Here is a 13,539-nt window from a genome sequence, read left to right as displayed (position 1 = left end):
CCGGTCCGTGCCGGCGCGCTGGAGCCGTACCGGGGCTGAGCCCGGAAACGGCCGACCCGCAGAGCGGACGGGTGCCCCGCGGGGCACACCGTGCTGAGTACGCCACCAGAGTGCCGACCGGGCTGGCCCAGGGGAAAGCACCAGATCCGCGCGGTCCGACAGGTCCAGGCCGGAACCGGCAATCCCGCCGTCTCACCCGGTCCGACCTCTGGAGTAAAGGCCGTTGTACGGCTACGCTCCCGGTCAGCTGGTACCCCCGGGCGGCGCGGATGCGGCCTGCCGGATGGGGACAGCCGAGTACCGCGCCGGGGGCCCGGCCCCGTGGGCCCGCGCGGGCCATGTCATCCGCGAGAGGCGCATATGCCACGTACATTGATCGAGATCGACCGGACATCGGGGGAGCCGCTCTACCGGCAGATCCGCAAAGCGCTCGAACACGGCATCGCCGTCGGCACCATCGACGCGGAGCGGAGACTGCCCTCGTCACGGGAGCTGGCCCGGGAGCTGAGCCTCTCCCGCAACACCGTGAACGCGGCCTACCAGGAGCTGGTGGCCGAGGGGTTCGTGGAGAGCCGCGAACGGCAGGGGATCTTCGTCAACCGCGAGATGCGCCCCTACTGCGCGGTGGAGGAACGCCCGCCGGCCGAGCGCTTCGACTGGGGGGCGCGGCTGCGCGGCCACCCCGAGGACCGGCTGCCCCACATCGAGAAACTCCCCGACTGGGCCGACTATCCGTACCCCTTCCTCGCCGGACAGGTGGATCTGCGGGCCTTCCCCGCCCGCGACTGGTCGAGAGCGCTCAACGAGGCGCTCTACCAGCCGCACGCGCAGTACAGCCTCCAGGACAGCATCGCGGCGGACGATCCGCTCCTGGTCGACATGCTCTGCCGCCAACTGCTGCCCGCACGCGGCGTTGAGGCCACCCCGGACGAGGTCCTGGTCACCGTGGGCTCCCAGCAGGGTCTCGACCTGCTGAGCCGGGCCCTGCTGGGCACCGGCTCCACCGTGGCGGTGGAGGACCCCGGCTATCTGGACGCCCGCCACATCTTCGTACGGGCCGGCGCCCGGCTGCTCCCGCTGCCGGTCACCTCCGCCGGGGTGGTCCCGCCGGCCGGCCTGGCCGGGGTGGACCTGCTCCATGTGACACCGTCCCACCACCATCCGACCAACGTCACGCTGAGCATCGGGCGGCGCAGGGAACTGCTCTCACTGGTACGGGAGAGCGGCACGGTCATCGTGGAGGACGACTACGACAGCGAGTTCCGCTACCAGGGCAGTCCGACACCGGCGCTGAAGGGTCTCGACAGCACGGGACAGGTCGTCTATCTGGGCACGTTCTCGAAGTTCCTGGCGCCGGGACTGCGTATGGGATACGTGGTGGCGTCCCGTGAACTCATCAGAGAGCTGCGCGACTTGCGGCGCTACTCCGTACGTCATCCCTCCGGGCACATCCAGCGCGCCCTCGCGCTGCTCATCCAGTCCGGCGAGTACCACCGGGCCGTACGCCGCTACCGGGGGCAGCTGATGCGCAAGTGGGAGGCGGTCACCGCAGCCGTCAACACCCATCTGCCCTGGCACACCACGCCGTCGCCGGGCGGCGTGAGCCTGTGGATGACCGGGCCCGCCGAACTCGACTGCCGCAGACTGGTGGAGCTGGCACAGCGGCGCGGGGTGCTCATCGAACGCGGCGACATCTACTTCCTCTCGGGGCAGCCTCCGCTGAACCACTTCCGGATCGGCTTCGCGGCCCCGCAGGTGCGCGCGATCGATCCGGGCATCAGCATTCTGGGCGGGCTGGTGGGGAAGATGCTGGCGGCGGGATAGGGCCAGGTCCGGTTCACGGACCCGGCCCGCCCAGCCGCTCAGCCCGTCAGCTTCTCAGCCGATCAGGCCGAGGATCTCCCGGAACACCGCGTTGTCCGGGCCCCGTGAGAGGTCCAGGACCATTGAACGTCGGTAGTACGGGCTCAGATCGAGTCCCAGTCCCACCCCGTGGATCTCGACCGCGCCGGACTGCTCGTACCGCGCCACCACATCGGTGAGGTGCCGGTCGAGGAAGCGGGGGCCGTTGGCGAGCTGGGTCGCGGTGTCCATGGGGCCGCCGTCCGACAGCACGAACAGCAGCCGCCGGCTCCCGGGCCCGCGGTCGGCCGCCGTGCCCTGCGCGCGGCGGGCGGCCCACGCCACCGCCTCACCGTCGACGCCCTCACGGAAGAGCTCCGGTCTGAGCAGCGCGGCGATGTCCCGGCGGGCGGTGCGCCACGGGGTCCCGGCGTCCTTGAAGACCAGATGGCACTGCTCGTTGAGCCGCCCCGGGCGGGCCGGCCGGCCCGCCCGCAGCCAGTCGCGCCGGGCCCGGCCGCCGTTCCAGGCCCCGGTGGTGAAGCCCAGGATCTCGCACTCGGCCCCGGCCCGGTCCAGCGCCCGCGCGAAGACATCGACCAGCAGCGCGAGCGCTTCACCGTGCTCCTTCATGGAGCCCGAGCAGTCGATCAGGAACGTCACTCTCGCATCCGTCGCCGGTTCGGTCCGCTCGGCCCTGAACACCCGCCGCTCGGTGGGGGAGCCGATCAGCCGGGCCAGCATCCGCCCGTCGATGTACCCCTCCTCCTGGCCGCCGTCCCAGCCCCGGGGTGCGGGTGAGGCGAGCCGGGCGGTCAACTCCCTGGTGATACGGGACAGGTTGACGCCCTGCGCGGCGATCCGGCGGTCGAGCCGTTCGCGGTATCCGGTGAGGGCCGCGGGTCGCACCAGCGTGCCCGCCCGCCGCTGCCGGTCGTAGGCGGTGGTGAAGACGCGGTAGCTGTCCCCGTCGCCGGTGTCCGTCCCGTGGAGCGCGGTGGCGCTGCCCGCCGGGCCGTCGTCGTCGAACTCCGTCAGCAGGGTGAACCCGTTGCGCGCGGGAGCGGGCCGTACATCGGCGTCGCGCTCCTTACGGCCCCGGCGGGCGGCCGCAGCGGCGGAGTCGGTCATCCCCGCCACGGTGTGCGCGATCGCCAGCGCGTGCACGGCGAACCGGGCCTGGTCACCGCGGTCCCTGCGCAGCCCGGCCAGCTCATGGCCGATCAACGGGGCCAGGGCGCCGCGCGTGGTCTCGATGGCGTCCTCGGTCTCCTCGACGACCGGGCGCCCGGTGATCCTGGCCCGGCACATCTGCGCGACCGTGTGGAGGAGGAGACCGCTCGCCGTCTCGGTCAGCCCCGAGTGGTGGAAGGCGAGCGACCACTGCTCGTGGCGGTGCTGGAGGTTCTCCGCCACCCCGGGCAGATGCGCGGGCGCCAGCGATTCGGTCCGGAACTGCTCCAGCATCCCGAAGACCAGCCGGGCCGTCCGTCCGTCCGGGCGCAGCCGCCGGTGCAGCTCCTGGTCGGAGTGGGCCAGCCGCAGCGCCAGGCCGTCCGCGGCGCCCCGGAAGGAGCCGAAGTCGTCCTGCGCGGAGGGGTGGAGGTGGGGTGCGAAGACCGGGAGCGCCTGCCGCCCGCGATAGGGGCGCCCGCCCCGGAAGTGCAGCTCCGGGATGCCGCTGAGCGCGCGGACGGCCGCCCCGCAGAGCTCCTGGACCTGCTGCTGACGACGGACCGCGGCCCGGGTGGTGCCGTCCATGTCAGGCGCCCCGGACCGGCTCGCCGGCCAGTCCGCCGTGACCGGACACCCGGCCGGGCTCCCCGGCTTCCCGGCCGAAGCAGCGCTGGAAGTACTCGCCCACGACCGGGCGTTCGTCCTCGTCGCAGCGGTTGAGGAAGGACAGCCGGAAGGCGGCGGCGCAGTCGCCGAAGATCTCGGTGTTCTCCGCCCAGGTGATGACCGTACGGGGTGACATCAGCGTCGACAGATCGCCCGCGCGGAACCCCTCGCGGGTCAGCGCGGCGACCGCCACCATCGCGGTCACCAGCTCGCGCCCCGCCTCGTCGGCGAAGGCAGGGACCCGGGCCCGTACGATCGCGGCCTCCTCTTCGGCGGGCAGGTAGTCGAGGGCGGCCACGATGTTCCAGCGGTCCAGCTGGGCGTGGTTGAGACGCTGTGCCCCGTGGTAGAGCCCGTTGAGATTGCCGAGTCCCACGGTGTTCGCTGTGGCGAAGAGCCGGAACTGCGGGTGCGGGCGGAGCACCGTGTTCTGGTCGAGCAGGGTGAACCTGCCCTCGCGCTCCAGCAGACGCTGGATGACGAACATGACGTCCGGGCGCCCGGCGTCGTACTCGTCGAGGATCAGGGCGACCGGCCTGCGCAGTGCCCAGGGGACGATCCCTTCCTGGAAGGCGGTCACCTGGCGGCCTTCGCGCAGCACCACCGCGTCCTTGCCGACGAGGTCGAGCCGGCTGAGATGGCCGTCCAGATTGACACGTACACAGGGCCAGTTGAGCCGGGCGGCCACCTGCTCGACATGGGTGGACTTGCCGGTGCCGTGCAGCCCCTGGACCAGCACCCGCCGGTTGTGGGTGAAACCTGCCAGCAGCGCCAGGGTCACATCGGGATTGAACCGGTAGGCGGGGTCGGTCTCGGGCACATGCTCGGAGGGTTCGGCGAACGCGGGGACGGTGAGGGCCGATTCGATGCCGAACACGTCCTTCACGGCCAGCCTGACGTCCGGTCCGGACTCCGGGAGGGCGGACTCGTACTCCGCCGCGCCGTCGGTGCGTCCCGCGGTCGCGGTACAGGTCGTCATGGGGAAGTTTCCCTTCGTCAGGGGGAGTCGGCGCCGCCGTCCGGGGTTCCCTCCGCCTCGATGCGGCTGATCGCCGCTGCGGCGCGCTGGAGCGCGGGCAGGACCTGCAGGGCCTTGTCGGCGGTGAGCCGTACGGCGGGGGCCTGTACGGCGACGCACATGTTGGAACGGGCGCCCGTGGTCGGCACGAGGACCGCCACACACACCAGGCCGGGCAGGAACTCCTCGTCGTCCAGCGAGAACCCGTCGCGGCGTACGCGCCGGAACTCCTCCTCCAGAGTGTCGAGATCGGTCACTGTGTTGGGGGTGCACCGCTTGAGCGGTGCGTGGGCGAGCAGCTTGCGCCGCTGCGCGGGGAGCATCTGGGAGAGGATCATCTTGCCGCTGGCCGAGCAGTGGGCGGGCACCCGGGAACCTGCGGTCAGATAGAAGCGCAGCGGCTCGGGGGTCTCGACCCGGTCGAGATAGACGACCTCGTTGCCCGAGAGCGTGGTGATGTTGCAGCTCTCGCCCAGCTCGCCCACCAGATGGCGCAGCACCGCATGGCGTGCGCCGTGGTGGGTGGCGTTGAGGAGCAGGTTCTCGGCGAGCCGCCGCAGCCTCGATCCGGTGCCGTAGTGCCTGCCGTCGCTCTGGCGGACGAGCAGGCCCGCGCTCTCCAGCTGCTGCAGCATGCGGTGCAGGGTCGGTTTGGGCATGCCGGTCTCCTCGACCAGGCCCTGGAGCGAGACCAACTGGTCCTTGGAAGCGATCAGTTCGAGCAGTGCGAAGAGCCGCATGGTCGGCGTATCGCCGTTCAGCGCGGCGGGGTCGGATGCGCGTGACAGGTCCACGGTAGCTCCAGGTCGATCCAGATTCCGGAAACTAGCGTAACAGGTATCGATTTTCGGAACTCACCGTTGACGGAGTGGGGGAGGGCTCCTATGGTCCACTCAGATCCTGATTTCAGGAACGCCACGTACCGATTCTTTATGAGATCCGGTGTGCTGAAGGAGTGGAACCATGAGCGAGAACCCCGCGGACCCCAGCCGTACCGTCGCGGCAGGCCCGCAGCGGATGACCCCGTCGGAGGCCTTCGTCGAGACGCTGGTGGCCAATGACGTCACCGATATCTTCGGCATCATGGGCTCGGCGTTCATGGACGCCATGGACATCTTCGCGCCGGCCGGCATCCGTCTGGTGCCCGTCGTCCACGAGCAGGGCGCCGCCCACATGGCCGACGGATACGCGCGGGTCAGCGGCCGGCACGGGGTCGTCATCGGCCAGAACGGGCCCGGTATCAGCAACTGCGTCACCGCCATCGCCGCCGCGTACTGGGCCCACAGTCCCGTCGTCATGGTGACCCCGGAGACCGGCACCATGGGCATGGGCCTGGGCGGCTTCCAGGAGGCCAACCAGCTGCCGATGTTCCAGGAGTTCACCAAGTACCAGGCCCATGTGAACAACCCGAACCGGATGGCCGAGTTCACCGGCCGCGCCTTCGACCGGGCCATGTCGGAGATCGGCCCGACCCAGCTGAACATCCCGCGCGACTACTTCTACGGCGACATCACCGCCGAGATCCCGAAGCCGAACCGGCTCGACCGCGGCGCGGGCGGCGAGAAGAGCCTCAACGAGGCGGCCGAACTGCTCGCCACCGCCGAGTTCCCGGTCATCATCTCCGGCGGCGGCGTCGTGATGGCCGACGGAGTCGACGCCTGCAAGGCGCTCGCGGAGCGGCTCGGCGCCCCGGTGGTCAACAGCTATCTGCACAACGACTCGTTCCCGGCGAGCCACCCGCAGTGGTGCGGACCGCTGGGCTACCAGGGCTCCAAGGCCGCGATGAAACTGATCGCGAAGGCCGATGTGGTGGTCGCGCTGGGCTCCCGCCTCGGCCCGTTCGGCACCCTGCCCCAGCACGGCATGGACTACTGGCCGAAGAACGCGAAGATCATCCAGATCGACGCCGACCACAAGATGCTCGGCCTGGTCAAGAAGATCACCGTCGGCATCTGCGGCGACGCCAGGGACGCCGCGGCCGCCCTCACCGAACGGCTCGCCGGCCGCACCCTGGACTGCGACGCCACCCGCGAGCAGCGTGCCGCCGTCATGAAGGCCGAGCAGGACGCCTGGGAAGAGGAACTCAGCGCCTGGACGCACGAGAAGGACCCCTTCAGCCTCGACATGATCGCCGAGCAGGAGGAAGAGGAGGGCGACTGGCTGCACCCCCGCGAGGTGCTGCGGGAGCTGGAGCGCGCCATGCCGCCGCGCGTCATGGTCTCCACCGACATCGGTAACATCAACTCCGTCGCCAACAGCTACCTCCGCTTCGAGGAGCCCCGCTCCTTCTTCGCACCGATGAGCTTCGGCAACTGCGGCTACGCCCTGCCGACCATCATCGGGGCCAAGGCCGCGGCCATGGACCGCCCGGCCGTCTCCTACGCGGGCGACGGAGCCTGGGGCATGAGCATGGGCGAGATCATGACCGCCGTACGGCACGACATCCCCGTCACCGCCGTCGTCTTCCACAACCGCCAGTGGGGCGCGGAGAAGAAGAACCAGGTCGACTTCTACAACCGGCGCTTCGTCGCCGGGGAGCTGGAGAGCGAGAGCTTCGCCGGCATCGCCCGGGCCATGGGCGCGGACGGCATCGTCGTGGAGAAGCTCTCCGACGTCGGCCCGGCCCTGCAGAAGGCCGTCGACGCCCAGATGAACGAGGGCAGGACCACCGTCATCGAGATCATGTGCACCCGTGAGCTGGGCGACCCGTTCCGCCGCGACGCGCTGTCCAAGCCGGTGCGCTACCTGGAGAAGTACCAGGACTACGTCTGAGCGACCCGGACCGCCCCCGCGCTCGCACCGCGGGGCCGGCCGAGACCGCGGGGGTCCCGGACCCGGCTGCCCTGCCCGGCACCGGGGCCCCCGCGCCCGGCACGGGGCCGGGTGTGCCGCGCGCGCCCCTCATGCGCACGGCGCACCCGGCCCCGTCGCACTCCCGATCGCACCGCCCACGCCAAGGGAAGCACCCCCATGCTCATCGACCCGCTCGCCCCGGCGCGGCCCCCCGCGGGACCGGCCGGTGCCGCCGTGCAGCACCTTCTCGACACCTGGGCGGAACGGCTGCGGCCCGCCTCCAGGCGGCCCCGCGTCGCCCTCGCCGAGGGGACCGACCCGCGGGCGCTCTGGGCCGCGGTCCACCTCGCCGAACAGCACGCCATCACCCCGGTCCTGGTCGGCGACCCGGCCCGCATCCACGCCCGCGCGGCCGAACTCGGGCTGAAGCTGCCCGACGACCCCGACCGGCTCGACCTGCTCGACCCCGCGGCGCTCGCCGCCGACGACCACTGCGCCGGCACCCTCGCGGACGCGCTGTCCGCCCGGCGCAGTCTTACGCCCGGCGTACGGCGCGAGCTGGCCGCCGACCCGCTCTTCCTCACCGCGACGGCGCTGCGCCTGGGAAAGATCGACGCGTGCGTCGCCGGCAGCAACCGCCCCACGGCGGACGTCCTGCGGGCCGGGCTCTACGTCGTCGGTCTCGCGCCCGGCATCCGTACCCTCTCCAGCAGCTTCCTGATGGTGATGCCCGACGGCCGCCTCATCGGCTACGGGGACTGCGCGGTCGTCGTCGACCCGACCAGCAGGGAACTCGCCGACATCGCCCTGGCCACCGCGGCCACCCACCACGCCCTGACCGGTGAGCCGTCCCGGGTGGCCCTGCTCTCCTTCAGTACCAAGGGAAGCGCCTCACATCCGCAGGTGGACCGGGTCCGCGAGGCCCTGAGCCTGGTCCGTGCCGCGGCACCCGGACTCGCCGTCGACGGCGAGCTGCAGTACGACGCGGCGGCCGTCCCGGCGATCGGCCGCTCGAAGGCGCCCGCGTCGGAGCTGGCTGGCCGGGCCAACACCTTCGTCTTCCCCGGCCTCGCCGCGGGCAACATCGGCTACAAGATCGCCCAGTGGGCCGGCGGCGCCGCCGCGGTCGGCCCACTGCTCCAGGGCCTCGCCGCACCCCTGCACGACCTCTCGCGCGGCTGCACAGGACCGGACATCGCGGCCCTCGCCCTGGCGGCCGGACTACAGACGGACAGCGTCCCCAGCACCCCAGCACCGGAGGAAGCACCGTGCCCGTGACACCCCCGACCCCTGCCCCCGCGACATCCCCGGCCACCGCGCCCGGAGCCGTTCCCCGGGCCGCCCACCGCGCCGGGTCACCCGAGGGAATCCGCCTCGCGGTGCTGGACCTGGCCGGTACGACGGTGACCGACGCGGGCGCAGTGGAGGACGCCTTCGTCCAGGCCCTGTGCCAGATGGACGTGCCGGAGGGCAGCGCGTCCCACGCGCGCATGATGGAGCATGTCCGCGCCACCATGGGGGAGTCCAAGATCTCCGTGTTCCGGCATCTCTTCGGCGACGGGGAGGCGGCGGAGCGGGCCAACGACCTCTTCGAGCGCGCCTACGCGGAACTCGTCGCCGCCGGCCGGTGCAGGCCGATCCCGGGCGCACGCGAGACGATCGAGGCCCTCCGCGCCTCCGGCGTCGCCGTCGTCCTCAACACCGGCTTCTCGCCCCGGACCCGGGACAGCCTGCTGGCCTCGCTCGGCTGGGCGGACCTCGCCGACGCGGTGCTCTCGCCCGCCGACGCGGGCCGTGGACGCCCGTACCCCGACATGGTGCTCACCGCGCTCCTGCGCACCGGGACTCCCTCCGTCCACCACACCGTGGTCGTCGGCGACACTCCGTACGACATCGAGGCAGGTCTGCGCGCCGGAGCGGGGCTCGTGGTCGCCGTGCTGACCGGGGCCCACACGGAACCCCAGCTGCGCGCCGCCGGCGCGCACTACGTCGTCGACTCCGTCCGCCGCCTGCCGGACGTACTGCGCGGGTAGCCGAGTCCCGGCCGGGCCCCGGACGGGCACCCCCCTGGGGTGCCCGGCCGCCCGCCCCAGGCCCCGTACAACCTTCGTACCGGGTCGCGCCCTACCGCTGCTTGGCCACCCGCAGCAGGTGGAGCGCCGGTTCCGGCAGTTCACGGCCCTTGGGCCAGACCGCGTGCAGGATCCGGTGCAGCCGGACGGACGGGTCGATCTCGACCTCGACGAGGCGCCCCGAGGCCACGTCCTCGCGCACGGCGAGGGCGGAGAGCACCGCGGGGGCCAGACCCCGTGCGGCGGCGCTGCGCAGCGGGGCGGTGGAGCCGAGTTCGAGTACCGGTACGGCGATTCCGTCGTACGGGCGCAGCGCCCGCTCCAGCGTCTCCCGGGTGCCCGAGCCCGCCTCCCGCAGCAGCAGCGGGGTGTCGGACAGCTCCCGGCCGGTCAGGGCGCTGCGCCGGTGAGTCCACGTATGGCCGGGCGCCACCACGACGGCGAGCCGGTCCCGGCCCACCGCCGAGCGGTGCAGGTCCTCGGGGACCCGGGGCCCCTCGACGAACCCCAGATCGCAGCCCCCGCGGCGCAGTGCCTCGACCACACCCCAGCTGTTGGTCACGGTCAGCCCCACATGGGCGTCCGGTGCGCTGTCCCGCAGGGTGACCAGCCAGCCCGGCATGAGCTCCTCGGCGATGGTCAGGCTGGCGGCGACATGCAGCCGGCTGTCCTGCCGGGAGCGCAGCGCCGCGGCGCCCTCGACCAGGGCCGCGGCCTGTTCGAGCACCGCGCGGGCCCAGTCCGTCACCACCGCCCCGGCCGGCGTGAGCCGGGACCCGGCGGTGGAGCGGTCCAGGAGGTGGAGCCCGAGATGGCGCTCCAGCGTCCGCATCCGCGCGCTCGCCGACGGCTGGCTGATGAGCATCCGGGCCGCCGCTCTGCCCAGGCTGCCGGTCTCCGCCACGGTCACCAGCAACTGCAGCGACTGCAGATCGGGCAGCGGCCGCTGCCCGCCGTCCTGGGTCTCGCCGCGCTCACTCACCGGTGCCGCCTCCCTCTCGTACCGCGCACGCCGTCCGTACGGCCTGGGCTGTGGGGGGCGCACCCGGGACCCCGCCTGCCGTCCGTACGCCCTGCGCCGTGGTGCCGCACCCGCCGTCCGGCGCGCCCGTGTGGCGTCCTTCGCGCGGTGCGGCCCTCATAGGAAAACCTTCATAGGGGAACCCTATGGCCTGGTCCCGGATTCGCGTCTACCGGGCCCGGCGGATCCCCCACACGCTGGTGATCATGACATTGAGTACGGAACGCACCCCGTCACCGTCCCCCGGCCGACAGCCGGCGAAGCCGTCACCCGGCGGCGGCGCGTCCGCCCCGGGACCGGTGAGCCGCAACGCTCCCGGGCTCGCTCTCGCCGTCGTCGGACTCGGCATCGCCGAGGGCGTGCACGCCCTGCTGCCCGGCGTGCCGATGCTGACGGCCGCCGTGGTGCTCGGGGTCGTCGCGGCGCACATCCCGGGGGTGCACGCGTTCGTACGGGGCCGGGGCCGGGCCGGACTCTCGACGGCCGGCAAGCGGCTGATGCGGGGCGGCATCGTGCTGCTCGGACTCAAGCTCAGCATCGGAGATGTCCTCGGCCTCGGCTGGGCGACGGTGACCATGGTGCTCGCCGTGGTCCTCGCGACCTTCTTCGGGACCTGGTGGCTGGGCCGGAAGATGGGCCTGCCCGGTGACCAGCCGCTGCTGATCGCCACCGGATACTCGATCTGCGGTGCCTCCGCCATCAGCGCCGTCAGCGGGGCGCTCGGCAAGGACGAGGACGACGAGAAGCTGGCGGCCGACGTGGCGACCTCGGTCGCGCTGGTCACCCTGTGCGGGACCCTCGCCATCGCGGTCCTGCCTCTGCTGCACCACCCGCTCGGCCTGGACAACCTCCAGTTCGGCCGCTGGGTCGGCGCCGGTGTCCACGATGTCGGCCAGGTCGTGGCCACCGCGCAGACCGCGGGGCCGACCGCGCTCGGCGAGGCCGTGATGGTCAAGCTGATCCGGGTGGCGATGCTCGCACCGCTGGTCGCCGCGGTGGCGGTGGCCCACCGGAGGCGCCGCGCCCATGAGGCGGCCGGCGGCGAGCAGGCGACGGGTGCCCGCCGCCCCGCCGTGGTGCCGCTGTTCGTGGTCGGCTTCCTGGCGATGACGGCGCTGCGCAGCACGGGCATCCTGCCCACCGGAGTGCTCGACGCAGCCGACACCGCACAGCAGCTCCTGCTGGCCATGGCGCTCTTCGGCCTCGGCAGCGCCGTACATCTGCCGTCGCTCGCCCGCTCCGGTGCCAGGACGGCCGCGCTCGGCCTGGCCTCCTGGGTGGTCATCGCCTCGGTGAGCTACGCGGGCGTCCTGCTCACCACCTGACCGCGGACACCGGGGCCGCCGCCGCGCGGCCCCCTTGAGGCGGAACCCCCTTGAGGCGGAGCCCCCTCGAAGCGGAACCGCAAAGGCAGCACACCCCGGCGGGGCAGCCATCGGTGGCTGCCCCGCCGGGGTGTCGCGGGTGCCGGGGTCTCAGGCCCGGGTCCGCTGCTGCTCCGCCTGCGGGGCGGCCGGAGCACCGGGCAGTTCCGCCGCCAGGTGGTCCCGGACACCGTCCGGGTCCGTCAGCCTGTTGAGCCGCGCCGGCACATCGAAGCCGACCAGCAGGACGACCAGGACCGTGCCCGCGAAGGTCAGTACGGCGAGTGCCCTGCCCAGCGGCATCCCCGAAGCCAGATGTGCGCCGAGCACCGGGGCCACCGCGCCGCCGAGCGCCCCGACGTTGTAGGTGAAGCCGAGCGCCGCCGCACGGCTCTCGGTCGGGAAGTGGCCGCCGATGTAACGCGGCAGCAGCCCGGAGATCCCGAAACTGAGGGCCTGCAGCACGAACAGCAGCCCGCCGAGCAGCAGCAGGTTGTCATGGACCGCGAACACCGGGAAGACGAAGACCATCGACGCCAGCAGCGTGAACGCGTACGCCTTCCTGGTGCCGATCCAGTCACCCACGAACCCGGCGAGCCAGCAGCCGGCCATCGTGCCGAACCCGGCGAAGAACAGGGCATCACTGACCTGGTCCGGCGAGTAGCCCAGATCCGTCTTGAGATACGTCGGCAGCAGCGCCTGGATGGGCCAGGTGTAGAGGAAGGCGAAGAAGACGGTCACGATCATGGACACATACAGCAGCCAGCTGCGCCGGCCGCCCAGCTGCACCGCGAGGGCGAGCAGACTGACCCCCGCCAGCACCGAGAGGAGCGGGACGAGCCCCGCGCCGGTCGGGGTGAAGACGGCGAACAGGGTGACGGTCGCGATCACCACCAGCACCGTGTTGACCGTGGCCAGGACCGGCGTGGCGAAGAGCGGGCGGAACGGATTCGGCTTCGCGGTCCGCTCCTTGACCGACTCGCTCCACTCCGGGGCCTCGGGCAGGGCGCGCCGCAGCCACAGGGCGACCACGATGGGCACCAGGCCGATGTAGAACATCCAGCGCCAGCCCAGGGCCGGCACGATCCACTTGTACGCCTGGGCTGCCAGCACCGACCCCATGGAGAAGCCGGAGATCAGGAAGCCGCTCGCCCGATTGCGCAGCCGCGCCGGCCAGCTCTCCATGGCGTACGTGGCGCTCGCACTGTACTCACCGGCCATGCCCATGCCGATCGCCAGACGTGCGACGAACAGGCTGGTGTAGTCCCACGACAGACCGCAGGCGAAGGTGCCGAGCGAGTAGAGCAGGATGCTCACGACCATCGACAGCTTGCGCCCGTACCGGTCGCCGAGCGCGCCCAGCACGGCCCCGCCGAGCCAGCGGGTGATGAACGCGGCCGAGACCAGACTGGCGGCCTGCACCGTGCTCAGATGGAAGTCGTCGCTGATCTCGGTGAGGACCAGGGTGATCACGACGAAGTCGAAACCGTCCAGGACATAGCCGATCCAGGCGGCGAAGAACGACTTCCACTGGGTGCGGGATACCTCGCGGTACCAGGGGAGCGTGGCTTGGGTCTTGTTGTGCAC

General features: G+C 72.1%; 10 protein-coding genes. 5 read left to right on the top strand and 5 right to left on the bottom strand.

The features are described from left to right. Window positions 1-360: 360 nt before the first annotated feature. Window positions 361-1,824 (top strand): MocR-like pyridoxine biosynthesis transcription factor PdxR, encoded by a 1,464-nt coding sequence (gene pdxR, locus ACWGKJ_RS11510; RefSeq protein ID WP_385025441.1) that lies wholly within the window; start codon window positions 361-363, stop codon window positions 1,822-1,824. Between the two features lie 54 nt (window positions 1,825-1,878). Here the strand turns inward: pdxR and ACWGKJ_RS11505 are convergent, their stop codons facing one another. The 3 genes from ACWGKJ_RS11505 to ACWGKJ_RS11495 are packed head-to-tail and all read right to left on the bottom strand — an operon-like array spanning window position 1,879 to window position 5,496. After that, window positions 1,879-3,603 (bottom strand): cobaltochelatase CobT-related protein, encoded by a 1,725-nt coding sequence (locus ACWGKJ_RS11505; protein WP_385025444.1) that lies wholly within the window; start codon window positions 3,601-3,603, stop codon window positions 1,879-1,881. Window position 3,604: 1 nt separating this feature from the next. After that, window positions 3,605-4,663 carry an AAA family ATPase gene (locus ACWGKJ_RS11500; RefSeq protein WP_385025447.1) on the bottom strand — a complete coding sequence of 353 codons (1,059 nt, stop codon included), beginning with the start codon at window positions 4,661-4,663 and terminating at the stop codon, window positions 3,605-3,607. A 17-nt stretch (window positions 4,664-4,680) separates the two neighbouring features. After that, window positions 4,681-5,496 carry an IclR family transcriptional regulator gene (locus tag ACWGKJ_RS11495; protein ID WP_385025450.1) on the bottom strand — a complete coding sequence of 272 codons (816 nt, stop codon included), beginning with the start codon at window positions 5,494-5,496 and terminating at the stop codon, window positions 4,681-4,683. A 169-nt stretch (window positions 5,497-5,665) separates the two neighbouring features. Between ACWGKJ_RS11495 and xsc the strand changes: the two genes are divergently transcribed. The 3 genes from xsc to ACWGKJ_RS11480 all read left to right on the top strand — a co-directional run bounded on the left by xsc (window position 5,666) and on the right by ACWGKJ_RS11480 (window position 9,528). Continuing rightward, the gene (gene xsc / locus ACWGKJ_RS11490; RefSeq protein WP_385025453.1) at window positions 5,666-7,474 is read left to right on the top strand and encodes a sulfoacetaldehyde acetyltransferase; all 1,809 of its coding nucleotides are present in this window, start codon (window positions 5,666-5,668) and stop codon (window positions 7,472-7,474) included. A gap of 198 nt (window positions 7,475-7,672) precedes the next feature. After that, window positions 7,673-8,773 (top strand): phosphate acyltransferase, encoded by a 1,101-nt coding sequence (locus tag ACWGKJ_RS11485; RefSeq protein ID WP_385025456.1) that lies wholly within the window; start codon window positions 7,673-7,675, stop codon window positions 8,771-8,773. Next, window positions 8,770-9,528: a phosphonatase-like hydrolase gene (locus ACWGKJ_RS11480; protein WP_385025572.1), complete on the top strand. Its 759-nt coding sequence runs from the start codon at window positions 8,770-8,772 to the stop codon at window positions 9,526-9,528. Before ACWGKJ_RS11485 ends, ACWGKJ_RS11480 begins: the two co-directional genes overlap by 4 nt. 91 nt (window positions 9,529-9,619) lie before the next feature. Here the strand turns inward: ACWGKJ_RS11480 and ACWGKJ_RS11475 are convergent, their stop codons facing one another. Further along, entirely contained in the window at window positions 9,620-10,549 is a 930-nt protein-coding gene (locus ACWGKJ_RS11475) for a LysR family transcriptional regulator (protein WP_385025459.1), read from the bottom strand. Between the two features lie 245 nt (window positions 10,550-10,794). Here ACWGKJ_RS11475 and ACWGKJ_RS11470 point away from each other — a divergent pair, with 245 nt between their 5' ends. Next, on the top strand, window positions 10,795-11,913 hold the full coding sequence (locus ACWGKJ_RS11470) for a YeiH family protein (protein WP_385025462.1): 1,119 nt from the start codon (window positions 10,795-10,797) through the stop codon (window positions 11,911-11,913). Window positions 11,914-12,063: 150 nt separating this feature from the next. Here the strand turns inward: ACWGKJ_RS11470 and ACWGKJ_RS11465 are convergent, their stop codons facing one another. Then, complete coding sequence (locus ACWGKJ_RS11465; protein ID WP_385025465.1) at window positions 12,064-13,539, bottom strand: sialate:H+ symport family MFS transporter; 1,476 nt, start codon at window positions 13,537-13,539, stop codon at window positions 12,064-12,066.

The sequence above is a fragment of the Streptomyces sp. NPDC054757 genome (genome assembly GCF_053612185.1).
This window is presented reverse-complemented; position numbering and strand designations above follow the sequence as displayed.